The following is a 23,697-nucleotide window of genomic DNA, read 5'->3' on the forward strand; positions in this document are numbered from 1 at the left end:
TCCTTGCTGACAAACAAGCTCAGTCGAGCAGATCGAGTATCCCCTAAAGGGTGCTTTCCAGGCGAGCCAGTTCAATTTGCGTTTCGGGTATCTATGATTTGCGGCGGGAACAGCCAATGCGAGTTGCCTGCTTCCCAGGGAGTCGCCTGAACTTGGTAGCGACCGCCTGGAGACAGGGACAGTACGTCAATGTCGCTCATGAGCGTACCTGCGCAAAGGGTCGACAATAGTCACTGCAAAGTATTGGATTTTGCCATTTTCGTCGTTCCAGCCCCACCGCTTTGCTCATAACGGTTCGCCCTTCTCGGTAGCGTGCAGAACAGCGAAAGCTCCCTCGGCGGGCGCACTTGGCGTACTGATTTGGCGGGGATCCTGTGGGCGCGGCTTCAGCCACGAAAACCGGCGAAGCCGGTGCCATCCACCGCGGCGCCTGCTTCGCGGCTGAAGCCGCTCATACAGGGTATGCGGCGCGCTCGCGGGCGTTTCTCTGCGCGACAGCGCAGCCCGAAGGGCTGGGTAATCTCCCACTGAGATATCACCAGTCTCCGGGCCTGTGCAGTACTTGTGGGAGCCGCGCTTGCCGGCGATGGGCCGCGAAGCGGCCCCGGCCTTCGGATGTCCGCCACGGCCGTTAGCTGCTCTTTTTTCTCAGTCGTGGCGGGGCTTTCTGCCCACCGATTTCCCTTTGTTCCAAGGCTGACGGCTATGGTTTGCGACGATGTTCATGACAAGTCAAGTCTTTGCGCAGACGCGTCTTGATGATGCGGTTTGGCTCATGGGTGACTCGATCCGATATGAGAGGCTCAGTGCATCTGCTCAGCCCAGCACTTTTCAATCCAGTCACCCAATGCCCTGACACGAGGGGCTTCGTAGCGATTGTTCAAGCGCAGCAGGTGCACAGGCAGCCCCACCAGCCCCCAGTCCGGCAGCAGCTCGACCAACTCACCGGCACGAATCCCTTCCTCGAACAGCCAGCGCGGCCCAGGATGAATGCCGGCGCCCTGCCGCACCGCCTGGAGGATTGCCCCGGCATTGTTGAGGTAGAACACCCCACGCAGCTCGACTGACATTTCCTTGCCGTTGCGACACAAGCGCAAGCGGGTTCGGTGCCGCTCCTGACCCAGGGAATAGAGGATCGCCCGGTGGCCAACCAGGTCCTGTGGCTTGTTAGGCAGCCCGTGCGCCTGCACATAGCTGCGACTGGCACACAGCACGTTGGGCATGTGGCCTATCTTGCGGGCGACCATGTCGGAGATGGGCAAGTCGCCCACCCGCAGCGCCAAGTCGATGGCCTCGCCACTCAGGTCCAGCCTGTAATCGGACAGCACCAGGTCTACGACCACCTGGGGATGCAGTTGCTGGAACGCGGTCAGCCACGGAACCAGGTGCCGTTCACCGAAGTTGACCGGCGCCGTCATGCGGATAGCCCCGGCGATCTGCGGCGCTGTGCCGTCGAGGTCGGCGATTACCCGTTCCATCTCCTCAATCAGGGGCCTCATCTGCTCATACGCCCTGGCCCCCGCCTCTGAAAGCGTGACCTGCCTTGTGGTGCGGTTGAGCAGCCGAACATTCAGGCGCTTTTCCAGTGAAGCGATCCGTCGGCTCACCGACGAGGGTTCCAAGCCCAGGTCATCAGCAGCCTTGGTCAGGCTGCCGCGTTCGACAATGCGGAAAAACAAGCGCCATAGCGAAATGTCATCATTCATGCACGAACCGCAATTCTCTTTTGGATATTGTCCTCTTCAAGTGCATTTATCCCTCGAATAGCATCGTCAAGTCCAGGAATCAGACAAGGTAAGGAACCAAGGAATGGCGGCCCGGAACGAATCCAAGCGGCGTGCACCGGTGTTACTGGCAGTGTGTATGGCCGGTTTGATATTGCCCCTCGAATACACGGGCCCGGCAATGGCCCTTTCAGCGATCGGCAGCGACCTGGGCGGCAGCGCGATCGCCCTGGCCTGGGTAGTCAATGCGTTCGCCCTGAGCTTCGGCAGCTCGATCATGGCGGCCGGCACGCTGGCCGACCTCTACGGGCGCAAACGCATGTTCTGCTGGGGCATCGGCAGTTTCACGATCCTTTCGGTCATCGTCAGTTGCGCCCTGGATGTGGTTTTCCTCGACGTGATGCGAGGCCTTCAAGGCATCGCAGCGGCACTGACCATGGCCGGGGGGGCGGCAACCCTGGCGCAAGAGTTCGAGGGCCATGCCAGGACCAAGGCATTCGGCCTGCTGGGCACCGCGTTCGGCCTCGGCCTGGCATTCGGGCCGGTTATCTCGGGGGCCCTGGTCGAATTCCTCAACTGGCGTGCGATTTTTCTGCTGGGTGCTCTGTTCGGGGCGCTGGCCTGGCTGCTGGCAGCGGCGCGGATGCACGAAACCCGCGATCCCGGCGCCCGTCAACTGGACTGGGCCGGCGTGCTGGCCTTCAGTGCCATGCTGGTGCTGCTAACCTTCGCCATCATGCAGATTCCCGCCCATGGCTGGCGCAGCGTCAGCGTCCTTGCCCTGCTCGGCGCCAGCGTCTTGCTGTTTGCGCTGTTCATCCGCATCGAGCAGCACCAGCAACGCCCCATGCTCGATCTCTCGCTGTTCGGCGACCGACGCTTCATCGGCGTTCAGTTGCTGCCCATCGCCACGGCGTTGAGCTTCATCGTATTGCTGATTCTGCTGCCGCTGCGTTTCGTCGGGGTCGAGACCCTAGGCACCGGCCAGGCCGGTTTGCTGATGATGTCGCTGTCACTGCCAATGCTCATGGTGCCCTTCCTCTCGGCGATGCTCGCCCGCCATCTCGCCGCCGCCAATCTCTGCTTTACCGGTTTGCTGCTGGCCGGTCTGGGGCTGATCTGGCTTGCGTCTGTAGAGGTGGGCAGTGACTGGCTCGCGTTCTGCTGGCCGATGTTGCTCATTGGCGTCGGTTCGGCAATCCCCTGGGGACTGATGGACGACCTGTCGATCAAGGTCGTATCGGTCGAGCGAGCGGGCATGGCTACCGGCATCTTCACTACCATGCGCGCCTGCGGTGAGGCGATCTGCGTTGCCGCAGCGCTGTCTGTGCTCAACAGCCTGATGCAAGGCCAGCTGGCGGGTGCGCTGCCTGGGGAAAACGCCGCCAGGGTCGCAGCCGAGTTGGTCACCGGTAACTTTGCCGCAGCCCAGTCGAGCGCCCAGCCCCTCAGCCCCGCAGGCCTGATGAGCCTGTACTCCCAAGCTTTCAAGGCCCTGTGCTACGGGCTGGCCGGGCTGACATTGAGCGCAGCGCTGATCAGCCGCTGGGCGCTGCGCGACCGCGCACCCTCGTCGACACCCCATGCTGCGCCACGCACTGGCCGGTAATGGCCCCTGGCCGGCCTAGCAGCCAGCTTTCTTTTGCCCCTAATTGTTCATCGAAACAAGCGACCATGCCCATGGCTGATCATGCTACTCGCAGTGTTCAACAGGCCCAGCGCGCTGCACCAGGTGTCAAGCCGCTTCCTGACCCTTCGCACGCGTCAGCGTCCAGCCGAAGTTCATGCCTGCCGCAGCGAGCAGGATGGCGGCAGCACCGGCCATTTGCAGCACGCCGAGGGGATGGCTGAAGGCAAGCCAATCGACCGAACTGGCCAAGCGCGCCAGCGTTGCCAAGTCGACCTTGTCACAGCTCGAATCGGGTATCGGCAACCCCAGCATCGAGACCCTGTGGTCGCTGGCCATAGCCATGGGCTTGCAGGTGACCAAGTTTTTCGAACAGCCCCAGCAGCATCTGCGCGTGATCCGCGCCAACGAGGGCATAACGGCCTACGCCGAAGCCTCCAACTACGCTGCGACCCTGCTGGCCGACTGCCCTGCCGGCGCGCAACGCGATATATACCGATTGAAGGTGCAGCCCGGCGAGGCGCGTTTTTCGCAACCCCACCCCCCTGGCACGGTCGAGCACGTGGTGCTGTGCACTGGCAGCGCAAACGTGGGCCCGGCTAGCGCTCCCGTGTTGCTGCATGCGGGCGACTACATTAGTTATTGGGCGCACCTGCCCCACGTGTTCGAAGCCTTCGCGCCAGACACAACGGCGGTAATGGTGATCGAGCACCCTTGAGTGGGCGGTAGCCCGATCTGATGCGAGGACGACAAGGATGGTCAGCCCGATCCAGAGGCGCTAACCGCCCCAGACCGGTTGTCGATGATTTGAGGACACTGGGCAAAAGCTGCCTGTCGCATGCCGCAGGCTCGTGGCTCGCTATCGTCGGTCTCCTCCACCATAAAGACAGGTTGCAGGTTACAGAATGACCAGGCCATTCGGTGTATTGATATAAGCTTTCAATGCATATCGCTCGCTGCGTAATACACTCACCGGGCCAGTAAAACCGATAGACTCCAGTTGGCGTTCCACCAAACGGGGATCCGGTAAAGCAATTTCCAAGCGTTCCAATTCGCAGCCTTGATCACCGAGTCTCTGAGCTGGATGCTCCGATTCGCCCCAATCGATCAAGCTCGGGACTGCCCCATTCAGAGGTAGATGCCCATCAGGCTGAATGGTGATTTTCCACGAAAGCGCCCCCCTGCTCATCGGTTCAATCTCGCCAAAAACCTTCCGGAGTCCTCCGTCTGCGGTATCCAGATGCTCTGTACGCGCGACCCAGTGGACTAGACATGGCGACGCTTGCGCGCTCAGTCCATCCAGACCAAACCACCTAGGCCTGGTGGGTAAGGGCGCCTTACTGTCCGGAGCTATCACTTCAAGATAGAAAGACTCTCCTAACCGCAGCAGCAGGTTGTGAGTGCTCATGCGCGGATGCTCACCCCCTGGCTGCAACCGTACTCCAAGCTGACGCTCAATAAATTGCGCCCCCAACGGAAGGGTCGGTGAAACAATGACCAGATGATCCAAGGTTGAACGCCTCATGGTCTTTTATCTCCCTGATCAGAAAATCTCGTTTCTTGCCTGCTCTATCCAGCACTCTCGATCTTAATTCCACTTACCTACGCTTGATCAGTTCACGCGATAACGGCGAATACTGAGTCTCCGGGCCTGTGCAGTACTTGTGGGAGCCGCGCTTGCCGGCGATGGGCCGCGAAGCGGCCCCGGCCTTCGGATGGCCGCCATGGCCGTTAGCTGCCCTTTTTTGAACGTCCCTATGGGTCGAAAGCAGTCTATCGCGACTGACCGCTATCAACCCACGGATGCTGCTCACTAAAGGCGGATTTTGGAGGGTAGCCAACCTATATCCGTTGTGACTCGAACCTCGGCAGATTCACTGAGACCACTATGTGCAACGACTTCTATTTTTTTCGCCAATGCCCGCTAGTGCCTCAGTGACTTCGCCTCCACAAGCAACGCAATCAGGCTCCTCATCAATTTGCGCCATGCTCAACCGCGATGTCTCACGCAGTTTCAATGAGCACATCGCGACCAACGCCAGCGCTCCTGCCCCATACAGCGCCACGCCCAGGGGGTTGTGTTCGGTGAGGATGAGGATCGCCGTGGCGATGCTTGAGGCTGTCCCACCGCCCAGCGCGGCACCGATCTGATAGCTCGCCGAGATCCCGGTGTAGCGCATGCTGCGGGGGAACTGCTCGCCTAGGAACGCCGGGATCGGCCCTTGGGTAGCGCCCATCAAAAGGCCCGTGAGGCTGTAGGCGAAAAGGGCGATACCAAAGCTCTTCATGCCGACCAGTTCGAAGAAGGCGAACAGCCCGAGTGCCATGACCACCGCACCGAACACCATCACCGTCCGCCGGCCCAGTCGGTCCGACAGGTAGCCGAACAGCGGCGCGGAGAACACGATGGCGATCGACAAGGTCAGGTCGAACATCAACGCCTGGGTGCTGCCGAAGCCCACTTGAGTGGCGTAGGTCAGGAAGAAGGTGCTTCCGATGTAGGCGATGGTGCAGTAGCCGAAGGCAATCCCGGTGCACAGCAGTAGCTGACGCGGACGCTGACGCAGGGCCTCAGCCAGCGGCGCTCGGACCGGCTTGACTGCCGGGGCAGCGACCGGTGTCGGTGCCTTCAGCCGTGCATACAGGCCGATCAGCACCAGCGTGCCACCGAGCCAGAACGGGATGCGCCAGGCAAAGTCCACCAGGTTGTCGTTGAAGGCGGCACTGACGATGGCGAACACCGCAGCGCCGAGGATGCCGCCGACGCCGATGCCCATGCTCGTGAAGCTGCCCCACAACCCTCGCCTGCCCGGCGGCGCCGACTCGATGCCGAACAGCGCGGCACCGCCCCATTCACCACCGGCGGCAAAGCCTTGGATCAGGCGCAACAGCACCAGCAGTATCGGCGCGGCGACGCCGATACTGGCATGGCTTGGCAAGCAACCGATGAGGAAGGTGCTCAGGCCCATGAGCAGCAAGGTCGCGACCAGCACCTTCTGGCGCCCGATGCGGTCACCGTAGTGGCCGAACACCAAACCGCCCAGCGGACGGGCGAAGAAGCCGGCGCCAAAGGCGCTGAACGCCACCAAGGTCGCGGTCAGGTGGTCCATCTGGGGGAAGAACACCTGGGGAAACACCAGCGCAGCCGCGGTGCCGTAGATGATGAAGTCATAGAACTCCAGCGCAGTGCCCATGCCGGAGACGCAGAAGGTCCGCAGCGCAGACCGGGACGACGCAGGGTTGGAATGTTCCGCATGCATTGTTGTTGTTCTCATTGTCAGCAGGTGCCGCCCTGTTCAGGCGGCACCGGGTGGGCTCAGAAACGTTCGAAGCCAGCCTTGGCCAGTTGCAGCGGCGTGCCCGCTGCGTATTCCAGCGCGCAGCGCTCGGTATCGATCCCCACGCTCAGCAGGGTTTCCCAACGCTCGGTATCGGGCATGGCCATGTCCGGATGGAAGCAGATCGGTGCGCTGTCGCCTTGCGCGCCGCACATGGCTTCGGCACGGGCGCGCAGATCGGCGTTGCCCATCTGGCCGATCACCTGCTCCAGGTGCCCCAGGCGGCACTGGGTGTCGGCGCGGTCGGCGACCTGCTCGCCCAGGCTCAGCTGCGGGTCGAGGAAGTGGTTGGTGTGTAGCAACCAGCCGTCTTCACGCGGCAGCACCAACGCCGTGCGCTCAGGGCTCAGCTCGATGCTGACGGCGCGCGGGCTGCTGTCCTCGCGGGAGAACACGGTGAGCACGGTGGAAGCGCTCACCCGCGCCGAACGGGCCAGTTCGATGGCTTCCTCGACACTGCAGGCGTCTTCGAGCAGGCGGCGGGCAATCGCATGCACTGGTACACCCCCGCTGCCGTTGTCGCTGGTGTGATGGAGGATGTTGAAATGCAGGCCCAGACCTGCGCTGTTCACACCGAGCTTGGCGAGCATGCCGAATTCGCAGAACAGCTTGACGTTCATGCCACGCTCGGTGTGCATCGCCAGCATCAGGCCGTGGGGGCAGAGGCTGTCGTGCCAGTCCCAGGTCTGCAGGGTCTGCGGCGCACGCGGGCCGCGCGGCGCATGCACAGTGGTGGAACACTCGCTGTGACGGGTGCGCGTCGCCAGCACCTCGGTACGGGCGTTCAGGCTTGCCAGCTGCCACAACGGCAGGTCGGCGCCGCCGGCCATACCGTTCACCTCGGCCGCCAGGTTCGGGCTCCAGGCCTCCAGGGCGGCCAGGCTGTTTTCGCCGATGCGCTGCGCCTCACGCAGGGACACGCCCACACGCGGGAAGAAGCCCAAGTACAGCCGGGTGGTATGGCGGATCTGCTCGGCAAAGCGCTCGCCGATCTGGCGACCACGATCGGAGGGCGTGCGGATATCGGTGACTAGGGTGTGGATCTTCACTGCGGGGGAACTCCTGGTACAGCAGGCTCGAGGCATCGTTGCTGTTCTGGAAAGAGTGAGGCCGCCTCGCCCCGTGGCGCATGTACCTGCCCTGAGAGTGATAGGGCAATGGACCGGGCACGAAGTGGCCGCTGTGTTCAAGGAACCACCGCTAGCCTAGCGAGCCACCCCTGGTCGATCATCGCCACAACCCGCACAACTTTTGTGCCTGAGCGGAACAATTGAGCGCCGCTGCCTGATTACAGCCCCTGGCTGCGCAGTTGCTCGTGCAGCAATGCGATGAAGGCCTGCACCTTGCGCGTGTTGCGCCGATGGGGCAGGTACAGCACGTGCACCCAGGGCCCGAAGGCACTCAACGCCCGCCAGTAGTCGGGCAACACCGCCACCAGTTGCCCCTTGGCCAGATAAGGCGCGGCGCACCAGGTGGGCACGAACTGTAGGCCATGACCATCGAGCAGGCAGGCAAGCAGGAAGTCGAAGTTGTCGCTCATCAGGCGAGGCGTAGGCTGGCGCACGCGCAAGGTCTGGCCCTCGTGCTCGACCCACCAGAAGCTGCGATTGAGCAGAGGATGGCGCAGCAGCAACCAGTCGTGCTGGGCGTAGTTCTCCAGGGTAATGGCCTCGCCACGCCGGGCCAGGTAGTCGGGGCTGGCGCAGAGGATCACGCGGTTCTCGATCAGCGGCTGGGCGATCAGCTCGGGCTGGTCGGTGGGGCCGTCGCGCAGCGACAGGTCATAGCCGCCGTCGATCAGGTCTTCGTTGGCATCGTTAAGGTTCACCTCCAGGCGCACCTGCGGGTATTCGCGCATGAAGCGAAAGCACACTTGGTTGAGAAACGCCGGGCCGAGCGACGGCGGCGCGGTGATGCGCAAGGTGCCACGCAGTTCGTGCTGCAACTGCTCCACCTCCTCGGTCACCAGTTGCAGGTGCATCAAGGCCTGACGCGCGCCTTCCAGGTACAGGCTGCCGGCCTCGGTGAGCGCTATGCGCCGGGTGGTGCGCTCGAACAGGCGCACCCCAAGCTCGGCCTCCAGGTGGGCGACGGCCTTGGTGATGGCCGAGGGCGTCTTGCCCAACTGCTCGGCCGCACGGCTGAAACTGCCGTGCTCGGCGGCGGCGACGAAGATGGTCAGGGCCGTCATTTTGTCCATGGTTTCTTCCTGTTCGGCACAAGCCAGGCGATGGGAGGCAACGCGCGAGTATCCGCGCGTTTTCATCAGACCCGCAAATGGCGCGGATTTGAATAGGCGTACGGCGGCCTGTGGCTTGCAGCAAGGCAATCATAGGCCAGGAATTATTTCCTAATCGCGAAAAGAATTGTGCCTGTCGTCGCATTTAACTGGCCTTGCGCGTTGGCTAGGCTGCGGCTCCGTTACAACAAGAACGAGGTATCGAATGAAGCACCTACTGAAGATAGCGATCAGCGCGGGCGTGGCCTGCACCTCCCTGCACAGTTTCGCGGCAGTGGACGTGATTTTTCACAACGCCAAGGTCTACACCGCCGAACCAGGCCAGCCGCTGCAGCAGGCGGTGGCGGTCGAGGGCGAGAAGATTGTCGCCGTGGGCTCGGACCAGGCCGTGCTGGGCCTGAAGGCTGACGGCACCCGGGTCATCGACCTGGGCGGCAAGGTGCTGATGCCAGGCATGCTTGACTCCCATTCCCATGCCATCAAAGGCGGCCTGCAGCTGGAGCTGGCCAACCTGATGGGCGAGCAGACCCCCCTCGATGAACTGGAACAGCGCCTGCGCGAGTGGCGTAAAGATGGCAAGGCCGTGCGTGGCGAGTTCTTGGCCGTCGGTGGCGTGCCGGGCACTTACTGGGATGACATCCCGGCCCTGGAGCAACGTTTCAACCACGGCGAGTGGGCCGACCAGCCGATCCTGCTGGCCGCCAACGACATGCACACCGGCTGGGCCAACCAGGCCCTGCTCAAGCGCGCCAAGATCGACGCCAAGACCATCGCGGCGTTGCCCGCCGAAGCGCGCAGCACCATTGGCCAGCACCAGGACGGCACGCCCAACGGTTTTTTGGCCGACGCCAGCTACTACCCGGTGACCGGCCTACTGCCACCGCTGTCCCACGACACCCTGATGACCGCCGGACGCATGGCCCTGGACTACTCCAAGCAGCTGGGTATCACCGGCTGGATGGACCCACTGGCCAACGAACTGCCCGGCGCGGATGTGAAGAACGACTCGCTGGGCGTGCTGCCGGTCTACAAGGACCTCTCCGAACGAGGCGAACTGACGGCGCACATCGCCGCACTGCTGATGGCTGACTCCAAGGCCCGCACAGCCGATCTGGATGAACTGGACAAGGTGCGCCAGCAGTTCCTCGGCGTACGCAATCTCACCCTGCCCGGTATCAAGGTCTTCGCCGACGGCGTGGCCGAGATGCCGGCGCAGAGCGCGGCGATGCTCGAGCCCTACAAGAACTCCGGCCAACGCGGTGAACTGCTGCTGGATCCGAAGCACTTCGGTGAACTGGTCGATGCCGCCGATGCTCGTGGTTGGCTGGTGCATGTGCATGCCATCGGCGATCGCGCCGTGCGCGAGGCACTCAACGGCATGGAACAGGCCCGACGCGCGCGACACAGTGGTGTCCCACACTCGATCACCCACTTGCAGATGGTCAGCGCTCAGGACTATCCGCGCTTCAAACAACTCGATGTGATCGCCTCTATGCAGTTGTACTGGGCCAGTGCCGACGAAACCAACGTCGACCTAGTCAAGCCCTATGTCGATGAGCATGCCTTCGCCCACAGCTATCCGGCCCACTCGCTATACAAGGCCGGAGCGACCATCGCCGGCGCAAGCGACTGGCCGATCACCACCCCGGAGCCGTGGCAGGCGATCTACCAAGCCGTCAGCCGCAAGGGCCCCAAGGGCGTGCTCAATGCCGACGAAGCCATCGACCGCGAAACCATGTTCCAGGCCTACACCCTCAATGCCGCCCGCGCCATGTGCCTGGAGCAGCAGGTCGGCTCACTGAAGGTGGGCAAACAGGCCGACATGATCGTCCTCGACCGCGACGTGCTCAACGTCGATCCCGAGGCACTGCGTGACACCCAGGTGCTGCAGACCTGGTTCGCCGGCAAGCAAATCTACCAGCGCTGATCGGATCGCGGAGAAACCCACTTCCACAGACTCGACACGAGTCCCGGTCGATATCAGCGATCCCCTTCCTCATGCCCATGCTCAATCAAACACCGGTCTCAAGAGCGCCTGCGCCTCATAAAGCGGTGCCAGGTAGCGCAGCCGTATCTCATCAACGCTCAACCTCGACGCATGGGTCGTGATCGTCAGCGTCGCCTTCAACCGCCCTGCCCGGTCCAGCAACGGCACCCCAACCACGCGCATGCCAATTTCATACTCCTGGTCGACGATGCAGTAGCCCTGCTCGCTCACCCGTTCGAGCTCCTCCTCCAGCGCCGCCCGGTCGGTCACCGTGTAGGGCGTCAGCGGGCGTAACGGGTTGCGCGCGAAATAGTCATCACGCTGTGCCTGGCCAAGCGCTGCCAGCCACAATCGCCCGCCGGCGGTGCAGTACATCGGTACCCGCGAACCGGGGCGGATCGACAGCGACGCGATGTGGCTGTAGCGGCTGCGCACCAGGTGGATGATTTCGTCATCGTCGCGGGTGCCCACCGACACATGCTCCTGTGTCTGCCGGGCCACCTGCTCGACGATGGGGCGCAGCATGCGCGGCAACTGCGCGGAATCCACGTAGGCCTGGCCGATGCGCAGGGCCTTGGGGGTGAGCCAGTAGTGGCGGTTGTCGGTTTCGGCGAAGCCTTCGTGCACCAAGGTCAGTAGAAAACGCCGTGCGGCGCTGGGGGTGAGGCCTGACTGCCTGGCCGCCTGGGGAACGGTCAGGCGCGGTTGATCGGCGCTGAACAGCTGCATCAGCGCCAGGCCTTTCTGCAGGCCCGCGATCAGGTCACGGGGGTGTATCTCGGGTTTGTCCATGCTTTCAGTCCAGGCTTCCCATTCAAATGCAGCTCACTTAAGACTGGCCAATGCGTGTGGGAGCGGGCTCGCCCCGCGAACCAGGGCAACGCCCTGGCCATACACCTCGGTTGCTCCGGCTGGCGTCTTCGCGGGGCAACCCCGCTGCTACGGGATTATGCCTGAGAGAAAAGCCCCATTCTCGCGATTACCGCTACAGCACTGCGATTATCGCAGTAAACCCTCGATAAGCGCATTGTTGCGCCTCCACAGCCGCGTCACCCTCACCTCCACAACAACAGCAAAAACGGAGGTCATCATGATCAAAGGTTCGACAGAGCTGGTCGCCATCGTTGGCTCGCCCATCGCCCAAGTGAAATCGCCGGAAAACTTCAACACCTGGTTCAGCAACAACGGCCGCAACCTGGCGATGCTGCCCATCGACCTGCACCCCACCGCGCTGGATGCCTTTCTTGGCAGCCTGCGCGGCTGGCGCAACCTGCGCGGTTGCGTGGTTACCGTGCCATACAAGCAGGCGTTCGCCGCGTGCCTGGATGGCCTGAGCGAACGTGCTGCGGCGTTGGCCTCGGTCAACGTGGTGCGCCGCGAAAGCGACGGTCGCCTGGTCGGCGACAACGTCGACGGTGCAGGTTTTCTGGGGGCCGCGCGCAAGCATGGTTTTCACCCAGCAGGCAAGCGTGCGCTGGTGATCGGCTGTGGTGGCGTGGGTAGCGCCATTGCCTATGCGCTGGGCGAAGCAGGTGCGGCTCAGGTCACCCTCAGCGACCCTGACGCAGCGCGTGCCGGGGCGCTTGGCGAACTGCTCGGCAAGGCCTTCCCTGCCCTTGCCATCGCCATTGAATTCGCCGCATTGGAAGGCTTCGACCTGCTGGTAAACGCCTCGCCCGTCGGCATGGGCGGGACCGGCGAGCTGCCACTGCCGGCAGCCATGCTGGCCACGCTGCAGCCGCCCACCCACGTAGCCGATGTCGTCACCTCGCCGGAGATCACGCCGCTTCTGCAGCGTGCGCGCCAGCATGGCTGCTCGATCCAGACCGGGCCGGAAATGGCCTTTGCGCAACTCGGCCACCTCGGCGCCTTCATGGGCGTCACGCCGCTGGAGATCTGACCGCATGCCTTCAATCGAGCACACACAGCATGAGTACGACCTGGTCGTCCTCGGCAGCGGCGCCGGTGGTTTCGCTGCCGCAGCCACGGCATCCTGCCTTGGCCTGAACGTACTGGTGGTGGAAAAGGCCGACCGCTTTGGCGGCACCTCGGCGATCTCGGGCGGTGCGGCATGGGTGTATGGCACCGACCAAGCCCGTGCCGCAGGGGCGCAGGATTCACCGCAGGCCATGCGCACCTACCTGCAAACCATCATCGGTGCCGGCTACAACGCCCAACTGGTGGACGCCTTCATCGCCCGCGGGCACCAGGCGCTGCGCTGGCTGGAGCGCAACACCGAACTGCGCTATGCCCTGCGCCCGCACTCGCCGGATTATTACCCCGACGAGCCCGGCGCCACGCAGTTCGGCCGTGCGCTGGAAATGGTCGAGTACGACGGGCGTCGCCTCGGCCCGCGCTTCAAAGACTTGAAAATGCCGCCACCGGGCATGCTGCTGTTCGGCGGGATGATGGTCAACCGCGTGGATATCCAGCACTTCCTCAGCCTGCGCCGCTCACCTGGGTCGCTGTGGCATTGCCTGAAACTGATGACGCGCTATGGGCTGGACCGCCTGCGCCATCACCGGGGCACACGCCTGACCACCGGCAACGCGCTGATCGCCCGGCTGGCCAGCAGCGCGTTTGCCAAGGGTACGCAGCTGTGGCTGCGCAGCGAAGCACAGGAGCTGATCGTCGAGCACGGTGTGGTTACCGGGGTAATGGTGCTGCGCGAGGGCCGCCGCGAGCGTGTGGTCGCCCGCGGTGGCGTGGTCTGCGCCATGGGCGGCTTCGCGGCGGGTGCCTTGGCGGCGGCCTACCGCCCGGCCCCTGCCGCGCCCCACCTGACCATGTCACCCAGTGGTAACGACGGTGCTGCATTGCGCCTTGGCCAGGCCGTGGATGCCGCCAATGGCGAAGGCCTGGCCGCCAATTTCTTCTGGGCGCCGGTGTCCGAGCGGCGCCATGCCGACGGCGAACGCGAGCGCTTTCCGCACCTGGTCACCGACCGCGCCAAACCCGGGGTGATCGCGATCGACCCTGGCGGGCGCCGCTTCGTCAACGAGTCCAACTCTTATCACCACTTCGTGCAGACCATGTTCGCCAATGGTCTCAGCACGTGTTGGCTGGTTTGCGACGCAGAGGCCATGAACCGCTACGGCTTGGGGTTGGCGCGGCCGAAGCCGGTAGACAACACCGCTTTGATCCAGTCGGGTTACCTGTACCGCGCCGACTCTGCGCAGGCCCTGGCCAACGCCATCGGTGTCGACCCGCAGGCACTGCAGCAGACGCTGGAGCGCTTCAACACTGACGCCCGCAATGGCATCGACCGGCAGTTCGACAAGGGCGGCAACAGTTACAACCGCTACATGGGCGACCCGCAACATACGCCCAACCCTTGCCTGGCGCCGCTGACCAAGGCGCCGTTCTATGCCATTCGCCTGCACACCGGCGACCTCGGTTCGGCGCGCGGCCTGGTGACCGATGCCAACGCCAATGTGCTCAACCGTGCCGGCACGCCGATCCCCGGGTTTTACGCCACCGGCAACGACATGAACTCGCTCATGAACGGCACGTACCCAGGCCCTGGCATCACCCTCGGCCCTGCCCTGACCTTCGGCTGGATCGCCGCCAGCCATATCGCAGAACGCCTGCAAGCCCCCACCCCACACAAGGAGACCACCGCATGTACTACGAACTGAGAACCTACACCCTCGACCCGCTGAAAATGGCCGACTGGCTGGCCCTGTATCATAGCCATGCACTGGCCGTACAGACAGAGCACCTGGGCAACCTGGTCGGTTTCTTCACCAGTGAGTTCGGCGAGGTCAACCAGGTGGTGCACCTGTGGGGCTACACCAGCCTCGACCAGCGCGCCGAACGCCGCGCAGCGATGGCGGCAGACCCACGCTGGGCGGAGTTCTCGCGGCGCAACCGTGAGCTGGGCGCCGTGCTGCGGCTGCAATCACGCCTGCTACGCCCCACCGGCTTCTCGCCGCTGCAGTGAAACCTGGACCGGAGCGCCTCATGCAACCTCTTGAGTGTGACGTATTGGTCATCGGCTCCGGCGCCTCCGGCCTGGCCGCGGCGGTTACCGCCGCGCACCATGGCCTGAAGGTGATCGTCGCGGAAAAGGCCGGCCAGTTGGGCGGCACCAGCGCGTGGTCGGGTGGCTGGTTGTGGGTGCCGCGCAACCCGCTGGCGGTCGCCGAAGGTATGCTGGAGAACGGCGACGCACCAGAGCGCTACCTGCGCGCGCAAACCCACGTCGCCGAGCTGTGCCCACGCCAGCGCGCGTTTCTGCGCCATGGCCCGGAAATGGTGGCGTTCTTTCAGCAGCACACCGCCGTGCAGTTTCAGGCGGGCAGCAAACTGCCCGACATGCGCGAGGGCGATGGCAGCGCACGGGGCGGGCGAGCGCTGTGTGCGCTGCCGTTCGATGGGCGCCGGCTAGGGCCCTGGATACACAAGCTGCGGCCACCGCTGGACATCGTCAGCCTGGCCGGCATGGGCATCGCCGGGGGTGCGGACATGGCCGCTTTCTTCAACGCCCGCCGCTCGCCAAGCGCGGCCTGGCATGTGGGCAAGCGCCTGCTGCGCCACGGCCGCGACCTGCTGCTGCATCGGCGCGGGTTGCAGCTGGTCAATGGCAATGCGCTGGTGGCGCGCCTGCTGCGCAGCGCGCTGGACCTGGGCGTGACGCTGCTCACCGACAAACCCGCCGTGCGCTTGCTGGGCGAGGGGCGCCTCAAGGGTGCGCAGTTTGGCGATGGCCAGCAGGTCCATGCGCGGCGTGGCGTGGTGCTGGCCTGCGGTGGCTTTGCCCATGATCGTCAGCGTATCGCCCAATGGATGCCGCACGCGCCGCAGGGTGCCGGCCATTACTCTGCGGCCCCACCGGAAAACACCGGCGACGGCCTGCGCCTGGGTGAGCAGGCAGGCGCGCAGGTCGGCACGGCACTGGCGCATGCGGGCGCTTGGGCACCGGTTTCACGGGTGCTGCGTGGCGATGGCAGCGTGGGGCATTTCCCACACCTGATCGACCGCGCCAAACCCGGTTTCATCGCCGTGCGCCGTGACGGTCGGCGCTTCGTCAACGAAGCCGACTGCTACCACGACTTCATGAATGCGCTGTTCGCCGCCACGCCCGAAGGTGAACCAGCAGAGGCTTGGCTGATCTGCGATCACGCTGCGCAACGGCGTTATGGCATCGGCTGGGCCAAGCCCTTCCCCTTCCCTACCTGGTTTTACCAACGCCGTGGCTACCTGTTCAGCGGTAAAGACCTGGGGCAACTGGCAGCGCGTTGTGGCATTGACGCACAGCAGCTCGAGCGCACCGTGGCGGCTTTCAACCAGCACGCGGCGCTGGGCGAGGACCCGGCTTTTCAGCGTGGCGCCTCGGCCTACAACCAGGCGCAAGGTGAGCCGAAGCACGCGCCCAACCCTGCGTTGCGGCCACTGCTGCGCGGGCCTTTTCATGCAGTGCAGCTGCTGCCGGGCAGCCTTGGGACGTTTGCCGGGCTGGCCACCGATGCGTCGGCGCAGGTGCTGGGTGAAACGGGCCAGCCGATACCCGGGTTGTTTGCGGTGGGCAACGACATGCACAGCATCATGGGCGGGCATTACCCCAGTGGCGGAATCACGCTTGGGCCGGGCATGACGTTCGGGTATCTGGCGGGCTTGAGATTGTGTGGGCTGCATTGACCTGCCCCTGGCTGCAAGGTCGGCAGATGCGCCTGCCGACTTTGGCTTACGCCTTGCCGATCTCGGGCACCAGCATCCACTCCGCGCTGTCGTTCCACACATCCATGCGCACGATCTTGCCGGCCTTCACTTCGAACCGATCAAGGTACCGGTTGCCTGAAAAACTACGGCCATCCGGCCATTGGCCATAGAGCGTACCGTTGGAATACACCACCGTATGGTCATCGCGTTCGCACCAATCAAATTGCCCCAGCTGTTTTTTCACCCAGGTATAACGCGCGCCATTGAAGGCGGTAATGTCGGTCGGCGTCGGCATCGCCCGGCCGCCGGTGAAGGTAATGCGCACGTCGTCGCTCATGAACGTGGCGGCCCGCACCGGGTCGGGTGCCATGGAAGCGGCGAGGAAGTCGCGCACGAGCTGTACTGCGCTGTTGCTGTCGGTCATATCAAGTCTCCGAGGTTGTCCAGAATGGGGCGTCTGCCCCCAGCGATGCCTTGATCCAGTGCACACAGGGGGCGCTGAACCTAGTGGCGCAAGCCCCAAACCACGGGGTGTTCAGAGTATTTTCCAGATGGCACCTGTTTTGCTAGCACATTTTTATAAATTGCTAGCAATCAGGAGTTCACGCCATGTTCACCCGTTCCTTGCTGCGTCGCTGGTTGCCCTGTGCAGCCCTCTCCCTGGCCTGCTGCACAGGCTTCGTACAAGCCGCCGAGCCGATCAAAGTGGGCCTGGTCGCCGCGCTGTCGGGGCAGTCCGCCAAGTCTGGCGAGGCCCTCACCCGCGGCCTGACCCTGGCCATCGATGAGATCAACGCCAAGGGCGGGCTGCTTGGCCGGCCCGTGGAGCTGGTGCGCCGCGACGACGAAAGCAACCCGGCCAAAGGCATGCTCGCGGCGCGCGAGCTGATCCAGCGGGAGAAAGTCAGCGTGCTGTTCGGTGGCCTCGATACCCCGGTCTCGCTGGCCATCGTGCCGCTGGCCAACCAGCTGAAAACGCCGTTCATGGGCATTTGGGCGGCCGGTACCAAGATCACCGAGAATGGCGCGAAAGATAACTACGTGTTCCGCGTCTCGGCCGTGGATGAAGAGGTCGACGAGGCGCTGGTTGCTTATGGCCTGCGCCAAGGCATGAAGCAGCCGGGGCTGATCCTGGCCAACAACCCTTGGGGTGAATCGAACCTGGCAGGGCTCCACGCCGCCCTGGCCCGCCGCAACATGGCCCAAGCGCCGGCCGAGCGCTTTGAAGACAGCGACCTGGACATGGTGCCGCAGCTCACCCGCCTGAAAAACGCGGGCGTCGACACGCTGCTGCTGGTCGGCAACGTCGGGCCTTCGGCGCAGGTGGTCAAGTCCCTGGAGCAGATGAGCTGGAACGTGCCGGTGGTGTCGCACTGGGGCCCGGCCGGTGGGCGCTTTGGCGAGCTGGCGGGGCCTGGTGCCGGCCGCGTGCACTTCGTCCAGACCTTCGTGTTCAGCGCACACAACAGCGCCCGCGGCGATGCCTTGCTGGCTGCCCTCAAACAGCGTTACCCGCAGGTCAAGACCTTGGCCGACGTGACCCCAGCCGTGGGCATCGCCAACGCCTACGACGCCATGCACCTGGTGGGCCTGGCGATCGACAAGGCCCAGGACACCCAGGGCGTGAAGGTGCGCGACGGCTTCTACGCCATCAGCGAATACCCCGGGCTGATCAAGCACTACCAGCAGCCCTTCACCGCTGACCGCCACGATGCGCTGGGCCCTGACGACTACGTTTTCAGCCGCTTCGATGGCGACACCATCGTGCCCGTGACGCCCTGAGCAGAGGCATTCGAAATGATCACTACCGCACTGGTCAGCGGCCTGGGCCTGGGCAGCATGTACGCGCTGCTGGCCCTGGGCTTTCACCTCACCTACGCCGTGTCGCGCACGGTCAACTTTGCCCAGGGCAGCGCGATGATGGTTGGCGCCGTGCTCGGCTACAGCCTGGCGGTGACCTGGGGCTGGCCGCTGTGGCTGGCACTGCCAACCACACTGGTGTTGTGCGCGGTGCTGGGGCTGGCGATCGAGCGCTTCCTGGTCCGGCCCTTCCACGCTCGCGGTTCGGACGCCTGGTTGATGGCGACAGTGGCGGGCGGGTTATTGCTGGACAACCTGGCGATGTTCACCTTCGGCAAGGAACCACGGCAGTTCGGCAGCGCCCTGGCCAGCCTGCGCCTGGACCTGGGCGACAGCAGCCTGAACGCAGTGCAGCTGGCAATCCCGCTGGCCGGTGCCGGGGTGGCGGCAACGCTGTTCTGGGTGCGCCGGCGCACTCAACTGGGGCTGCGCCTTGAAGCCTGCGTGCAGAACCCGAGGGCGGCACGCTTGATGGGCATCGAAGTAAACCGGGTGGTGGCAGCGGCGTTTGCCCTGTCCACGGTGTTCGCCGCGTTGGCCGGCTTGCTGATCGCGCCGCTCTACAGCGTGCATGCCGACATGGGCACGTTGTTCGGCCTGAAGGCATTCGCCGTGGCCATCCTTGGCGGTATCGCCAGTGCCGGCGGGGTGTTTGCCGCAGGTTTGCTGTTTGGCCTGATCGAAGCGCTGGTCACGCTGTATTTCGGCTCTGCGTTCACCCAATTGCTGTGCTTTGCACTGGTGATCGTGGTGCTCGCGGCACGTCCTGACGGCCTGTTCGGCCGCAAACTCTGGGTGAAGGTATGACCATGCGCGAACGACTCGCCCCCCTTGGCCTGGCCCTGTTCGGGGTCGTCAGCCTTGGCCTGGCATTGGGCCTGGACAGCTACTGGCTGTTGATCCTGACTTTGTACGCACTGGCGGTCACCGTCGGCGTGGGCCTGAATATCCTGATCGGCTTGTCCGGGCAGATGTCCTTCGGCCACATCGCCTTCTATGCCATCGGGGCCTACCTGTCGGCGCTGCTGACGCTTGCCGGCCTGCCCCTGGCAGCTGCATTGCCCTTGGCCGCCCTTGGCTGTGCGCTGCTCGGCGGTTTGTTGGCGATCCCGGCGTTGCGGGTCAGCGGGCCGTACCTGGCGATGATCACCATTGCCTTTGCCCTGGTCGTGCACAACGGCTTGATCGAGTGGCGCAGCGTGACCGGTGGGGCCAATGGCCTGATGGGCATCCCGCTGCCACAGGTGGGTACGCTGGACCCTGCGTTGCTGCTGGCGCTGGGCGCCGTGCTGCTGATGCTCGCGGCGCTGGTGTTCTACTGGAGCCTGCAGCGCAGCGGCTGGGGCCTGGCAATGCGGGCGGTGAAGGCTTCGGAAATCGCTGCGCGCTCGCTTGGCGTCAACCCGGTGCAGACACGCACCTTGGCCTTTGCGCTTTCGGCAGGCCTGGCGGGCGCGGCGGGTGCGCTGGTGGCCCCGGTCCTGATGTTCATCAACCCGGCGGCGTTTCCATTCTCGCAGTCGATCCTGTTCGTCCTGGCGGTGATCGTCGGCGGCGCCGGCATGCTGTTCGGGCCAGTGCTCGGCGCGCTGGTGATCGTGCTGCTGCCGGAGTTGCTGGCGGACTTTGCCGAGTACCGGCTGCTGGCGTTTTCGGTATTGCTGCTGGCGGTGCTGTGGGCGGCGCCGCGCGGTGTGCTGGGCAGCCTTGCGCGGCGCTTCTGGCGGCCGCGGCACGAGCCGGTCATGGAACAGCCCGATAACAGCGTGCTGCAGGGGTTCTTTGCCGGTGGCGCGCAGAACGGGCTGAGCGTCGAGGGCATCGGCATCCGCTTTGGCGGCGTGCAAGCCGCGCAGCAGGTCAGCCTGCAGGCCTTGCCGGGCAGCATCACCAGCCTGATCGGGCCCAACGGTGCGGGTAAATCCACCGTGCTCAACCTGATCAGTGGCTTCTACCGCACCGACAGCGGCTCCATCCAGCTGGGCCGGGAACTGGCCGGGCAACCCGCCTGGCGCATTGCCCGCGCCGGCATCGCCCGCACCTACCAGACCACTCAACTGTTTGGCGAACTGAGCGTGCTGGAAAACCTGCTGGTGGCCTTCCAGCAAGGCGCCATCGAACGGCCCTGGCCGCGCCAGCAGGCCAGCCGCAAGGCCTTGGCGATCCAGTTGCTGGCGCTGGTCGGCTACCGTGGCAACCTGCACGTCGCAGCCGATGACCTGCCCCACGTCGACCGCCGCCTGGTCGAAATCGCCCGGGCGCTGGCCAGCCGGCCGCAGGTGCTGCTGCTCGACGAGCCTGCCGCCGGCCTCGGCCGCCAGGACACCGACCACCTGGCCACCCTGCTGCAACGCCTGGCTGCATTCAACCTGGCGATCATCCTGGTCGAGCACGACATGCCGCTGGTGATGGCCGTGTCGCAACGGCTGCTGGTACTCGACGCTGGCAAGCCGATTGCTTGGGGCACGCCCGAGCAGGTGCGCTGCAACCCACGGGTGATCGCGGCCTACCTGGGTGGCACCGAGTACCAGGCGCAGCCGCGCGCGCAGGCCTGGGCCGGTTCGCGCGACGCCGTGCTGCACGTGCGCGACCTGTGCATCGACTATGGCGCCGCGCCCGTGGTTGAAGGTGTCGACCTGGTGGTCAACCCCGGCGAACTGATCGCCATCCTGGGTGCCAACGGTGCCGGCAAGTCGAGCATCCTGCAGGCCCTCGCCGGCCTGCACCGGCCACGCGGCGGCAGCATCGTGCTGGACAACTGCAGCATCGAAAGCCTCGATGCCAGTCAAATTGCCCGCCTTGGCCTGGCCCTGGTGCCCGAAGGCCGGCAATTGTTCGGTCAGCTGAGCGTGCGTGAAAACCTGCTGTTGGGGGCCAATGTGCGCCAGGATAGCGTCGATGCCGATGCCGAAATTGCCGCCATCCTCACCCGCTTCCCGCGCCTGCGCGAGCGCATCGACAGCCCCGCCGGGCTGCTGTCGGGCGGTGAACAGCAGATGGTCGCGATTGGCCGCGGGCTGATGGCCAAGCCGCGCATCCTGCTGCTGGACGAACCGTCCCTGGGCCTGTCCCCGGCTATGATCGGCGAACTGTACGACGCCCTCGCCGCCCTGCGCGACGAAGGCGTCACCCTGCTGCTGGTCGACCAGATGGCCAACCTGGCGCTGCAGGTGGCCGACCGCGCCTACGTGCTGGAAACCGGCCGCATCGTCAAACAGGGCAGCGCCGAGCAATTGCGCGGCGACCCGCAATTGGAAGCCGCCTACCTGGGCGCAGGAGCTGCCGCATGAGCCGATTGGAATTGATCAACGTCCGCCTGGGTGCTGGCCCGGCGCTAAGCCAGCTGCTGATCGAAGATGGCCGTTTCGTCTCGCAACTGAGCCGGCCAGCGCCAAAGCTCGACCTGGGTGGCCGGCTGGTGCTGCCGGGCCTGATCGAGACCCACATCCACCTCGACAAGGCGTGCATCCTCTCGCGCTGTCAGCTAAGTGAAGGCACCTTGGCCGAAGCCATCGCCCAAACCCGCCTGGCCAAGGCGGACTTCACCGAGGCCGACGTCTATGCACGCGGCGCTGCGGTGCTGGAGCAGGCCATCGTCCAGGGCACCACGCACATGCGCACGCATGTCGAGATCGACCCCGGCATCGGCCTGACCGGCCTGCGTGCAATCCGCCGCCTGCAAGCCGACTATGCCTGGGCCGTAACCCTGCAGATCTGCGTATTCCCGCAAGAAGGCATGCTCGACAACCCTGGCACCGAGGCCCTGCTGTGCCAGGCCCTGGACGAGGGTGCCGAGGTACTCGGCGGCTGCCCCTACACCGACGCCGACCCGCACGCCCAGATCCGCCGCCTGTTCGAATTGGCGGTGGCCTACGACCGCGACCTGGACCTGCACCTGGACTTTGACCTGGAGGTCGCTGGCATGACCCTCGGTGAAGTGATCCGCTGCACCCACCAGCATGGCTGGCAAGGCCGGGTTACCGTGGGGCATGTGACCAAGCTCTCGGCGCTACCGCAGCCCGAGTTGATCAGTATGGCCCGCGCCCTGGCTGAAGCCGGCGTACAAGTGACCTGCCTGCCCGCGACCGACCTGTTTCTGACTGGCCGTGACCGCTTCCACAACAAGCCCAGGGGCGTGGCGCCACTGGCACAGTTGCATGCCTGCGGGGTGACATGCTCGTTGTCGAGCAACAATATCGGCAACCCTTTCACGCCCTATGGGGATGCTTCGCTGGTGCGCCAGGCCAACCTGTACGCCAACGTCGCCCAACTGGGCACACCGCAGGAGCTGCTGCTGTGCCTGGGCTGGATTTCGCGGCAGTCGGCGCGCCTGCTACGCCTTGCCGACTATGGCCTTGAGCCTGGCTGCAGGGCCGATTTCGTGGTGTTTGACGCCCCCTCGCCTGCCGAAGTGATCGGGCGCATCGCCGCGCCGCTGATGGGCTTCAAACAGGGTCGGCAGACTTTCAGCCGGCCACCGGCAGAGCTGTTCCACAAGCAGCTCACAGCCCAGACAGTGCCTGACGCAGGTTGACCTCAGGCGCGTCCACCTCTTCGAGGGCCAACTGGCCCTCGAGCTCGTCCAGGTGCTCGATCATTTCGGCCACGGCGGCCTGCGTGTCACCGGCGCGCAGCGCGTCGATGATCGCCTGGTGCTCGTCCGAGGCGCAGGGCGGGCTGTCGCCACGCTGGTAGAGCGCGACGATCAGCGAGCTGCGCACCATCAGGTTGCCGAGGATCTGGGCCAGCACCTGGTTGCCGCACACGTCCCCCAGCAACAAGTGAAATGCGCTCAGTTCACGGACGATGGCGCGGCGGTCGGTGCTCGCGGTCGCGGTGCGTTCGTTGTGCATGTGCTGCTCGATGCGCGCCTGCTGCTCGGCGATATGCGCCGGGGTGATGGCCTCGACGATCGCCCTCTCCACCGCGCGGCGGGCAGCGAAGATTTCCCGCGCTTCGCGGGCGCTGGGTTGGGCCACCGTCGCACCACGGTTGGGCTCGATGTCGACGATACGCTGCATGGCCAGGCGCTGCAGCGCAGCCTGCACATGGTTGCGGTTGGCCTGCAAGGTCTCGACGATCTGCGCCTCGACCAGCCGCACGCCGGGGCGCAGCCGGTGCTGGGCGATGGCATTGGCGAGCATCTCGGCGATGCGCTGGACTTCCTGTTGCTTGCTGCTGACCACCTTGCCTTTCATCCAGACCTCAAAACCTGCAAACGCATTCGGCCGGCATTATCCGCCGGCCCATCCGCCGCGGCA

18 protein-coding genes and 2 pseudogenes are annotated in these 23,697 nt (G+C 64.7%); 11 read left to right on the forward strand and 9 right to left on the reverse strand.

The window, feature by feature from the left end:
- Positions 1–803 precede the first annotated feature (803 nt).
- Positions 804–1,706, reverse strand: coding sequence for a LysR substrate-binding domain-containing protein (locus ACFY68_RS09885; RefSeq protein ID WP_387526221.1), 903 nt, complete (start codon positions 1,704–1,706; stop codon positions 804–806).
- Between the two features lie 103 nt (positions 1,707–1,809).
- On the opposite strand from ACFY68_RS09885, the gene ACFY68_RS09890 reads away from it, so the two are divergent.
- Positions 1,810–3,333: an MFS transporter gene (locus tag ACFY68_RS09890; RefSeq protein ID WP_387526224.1), complete on the forward strand. Its 1,524-nt coding sequence runs from the start codon at positions 1,810–1,812 to the stop codon at positions 3,331–3,333.
- Positions 3,334–3,459: 126 nt separating this feature from the next.
- Here the strand turns inward: ACFY68_RS09890 and ACFY68_RS09895 are convergent.
- Positions 3,460–3,600: pseudogene (locus tag ACFY68_RS09895) on the reverse strand (EamA/RhaT family transporter); the annotation flags it as partial.
- On the opposite strand from ACFY68_RS09895, the pseudogene ACFY68_RS09900 reads away from it, so the two are divergent.
- Positions 3,590–4,069: pseudogene (locus tag ACFY68_RS09900) on the forward strand (helix-turn-helix domain-containing protein); the annotation flags it as partial. The pseudogenes ACFY68_RS09895 and ACFY68_RS09900 overlap by 11 nt on opposite strands.
- Positions 4,070–4,249: 180 nt before the next feature.
- Here the strand turns inward: ACFY68_RS09900 and ACFY68_RS09905 are convergent.
- From ACFY68_RS09905 to ACFY68_RS09920, 4 genes are all read right to left on the reverse strand, one after another.
- Positions 4,250–4,876 carry a VOC family protein gene (locus ACFY68_RS09905; RefSeq protein WP_387526227.1) on the reverse strand — a complete coding sequence of 209 codons (627 nt, stop codon included), beginning with the start codon at positions 4,874–4,876 and terminating at the stop codon, positions 4,250–4,252.
- A gap of 361 nt (positions 4,877–5,237) precedes the next feature.
- The gene (locus ACFY68_RS09910) at positions 5,238–6,611 is read right to left on the reverse strand and encodes an MFS transporter (RefSeq protein WP_387526229.1); all 1,374 of its coding nucleotides are present in this window, start codon (positions 6,609–6,611) and stop codon (positions 5,238–5,240) included.
- A gap of 56 nt (positions 6,612–6,667) precedes the next feature.
- The gene (locus ACFY68_RS09915) at positions 6,668–7,738 is read right to left on the reverse strand and encodes a C45 family autoproteolytic acyltransferase/hydolase (protein ID WP_387526232.1); all 1,071 of its coding nucleotides are present in this window, start codon (positions 7,736–7,738) and stop codon (positions 6,668–6,670) included.
- 239 nt (positions 7,739–7,977) lie between these two features.
- The gene (locus tag ACFY68_RS09920; protein ID WP_387526234.1) at positions 7,978–8,889 is read right to left on the reverse strand and encodes a LysR family transcriptional regulator; all 912 of its coding nucleotides are present in this window, start codon (positions 8,887–8,889) and stop codon (positions 7,978–7,980) included.
- A gap of 244 nt (positions 8,890–9,133) precedes the next feature.
- Here ACFY68_RS09920 and ACFY68_RS09925 point away from each other — a divergent pair, with 244 nt between their 5' ends.
- Positions 9,134–10,855, forward strand: coding sequence for an amidohydrolase (locus tag ACFY68_RS09925; protein WP_387526237.1), 1,722 nt, complete (start codon positions 9,134–9,136; stop codon positions 10,853–10,855).
- Positions 10,856–10,936: 81 nt separating this feature from the next.
- On the opposite strand, the gene ACFY68_RS09930 is transcribed toward ACFY68_RS09925, so the two are convergent.
- Positions 10,937–11,707: an IclR family transcriptional regulator C-terminal domain-containing protein gene (locus tag ACFY68_RS09930; protein ID WP_387526240.1), complete on the reverse strand. Its 771-nt coding sequence runs from the start codon at positions 11,705–11,707 to the stop codon at positions 10,937–10,939.
- A 298-nt stretch (positions 11,708–12,005) separates the two neighbouring features.
- Here ACFY68_RS09930 and ACFY68_RS09935 point away from each other — a divergent pair, with 298 nt between their 5' ends.
- From ACFY68_RS09935 to ACFY68_RS09950, 4 genes are read left to right on the forward strand one after another with little or no spacing between them, the layout of a single operon-like run.
- A complete protein-coding gene (locus tag ACFY68_RS09935) occupies positions 12,006–12,815 on the forward strand; it encodes a shikimate dehydrogenase family protein (protein WP_387526243.1) in 810 nt (269 codons plus the stop codon).
- Between the two features lie 4 nt (positions 12,816–12,819).
- A complete protein-coding gene (locus ACFY68_RS09940; protein WP_387526246.1) occupies positions 12,820–14,553 on the forward strand; it encodes an FAD-binding protein in 1,734 nt (577 codons plus the stop codon).
- Positions 14,538–14,858, forward strand: coding sequence for an NIPSNAP family protein (locus ACFY68_RS09945; RefSeq protein ID WP_387526248.1), 321 nt, complete (start codon positions 14,538–14,540; stop codon positions 14,856–14,858). The genes ACFY68_RS09940 and ACFY68_RS09945 overlap by 16 nt, the downstream gene beginning before the upstream one ends.
- Before the next feature lie 20 nt (positions 14,859–14,878).
- Positions 14,879–16,555, forward strand: coding sequence for an FAD-dependent oxidoreductase (locus tag ACFY68_RS09950; RefSeq protein ID WP_387526251.1), 1,677 nt, complete (start codon positions 14,879–14,881; stop codon positions 16,553–16,555).
- A 46-nt stretch (positions 16,556–16,601) separates the two neighbouring features.
- Here ACFY68_RS09950 and ACFY68_RS09955 read toward each other — a convergent pair whose 3' ends face one another.
- A complete protein-coding gene (locus ACFY68_RS09955; RefSeq protein WP_346612497.1) occupies positions 16,602–17,000 on the reverse strand; it encodes a nuclear transport factor 2 family protein in 399 nt (132 codons plus the stop codon).
- 185 nt (positions 17,001–17,185) lie between these two features.
- Here ACFY68_RS09955 and ACFY68_RS09960 point away from each other — a divergent pair, with 185 nt between their 5' ends.
- From ACFY68_RS09960 to ACFY68_RS09975, 4 genes are read left to right on the forward strand one after another with little or no spacing between them, the layout of a single operon-like run.
- Positions 17,186–18,358 carry an ABC transporter substrate-binding protein gene (locus ACFY68_RS09960; RefSeq protein WP_387526254.1) on the forward strand — a complete coding sequence of 391 codons (1,173 nt, stop codon included), beginning with the start codon at positions 17,186–17,188 and terminating at the stop codon, positions 18,356–18,358.
- Positions 18,359–18,373: 15 nt separating this feature from the next.
- Positions 18,374–19,243, forward strand: coding sequence for a branched-chain amino acid ABC transporter permease (locus tag ACFY68_RS09965; RefSeq protein WP_387526257.1), 870 nt, complete (start codon positions 18,374–18,376; stop codon positions 19,241–19,243).
- Positions 19,240–21,726, forward strand: coding sequence for an ATP-binding cassette domain-containing protein (locus ACFY68_RS09970; protein ID WP_387526260.1), 2,487 nt, complete (start codon positions 19,240–19,242; stop codon positions 21,724–21,726). The genes ACFY68_RS09965 and ACFY68_RS09970 overlap by 4 nt, the downstream gene beginning before the upstream one ends.
- A complete protein-coding gene (locus ACFY68_RS09975; protein WP_387526263.1) occupies positions 21,723–22,970 on the forward strand; it encodes an amidohydrolase family protein in 1,248 nt (415 codons plus the stop codon). Before ACFY68_RS09970 ends, ACFY68_RS09975 begins: the two co-directional genes overlap by 4 nt.
- On the opposite strand, the gene ACFY68_RS09980 is transcribed toward ACFY68_RS09975, so the two are convergent.
- Positions 22,939–23,634 carry a GntR family transcriptional regulator gene (locus ACFY68_RS09980; protein ID WP_387526266.1) on the reverse strand — a complete coding sequence of 232 codons (696 nt, stop codon included), beginning with the start codon at positions 23,632–23,634 and terminating at the stop codon, positions 22,939–22,941. The genes ACFY68_RS09975 and ACFY68_RS09980 overlap by 32 nt on opposite strands.
- Positions 23,635–23,697: the final 63 nt, after the last annotated feature.

Origin of the sequence: Pseudomonas sp. NPDC012596 (genome assembly GCF_042902325.1) — a bacterium.
Lineage (GTDB): Bacteria > Pseudomonadota > Gammaproteobacteria > Pseudomonadales > Pseudomonadaceae > Aquipseudomonas.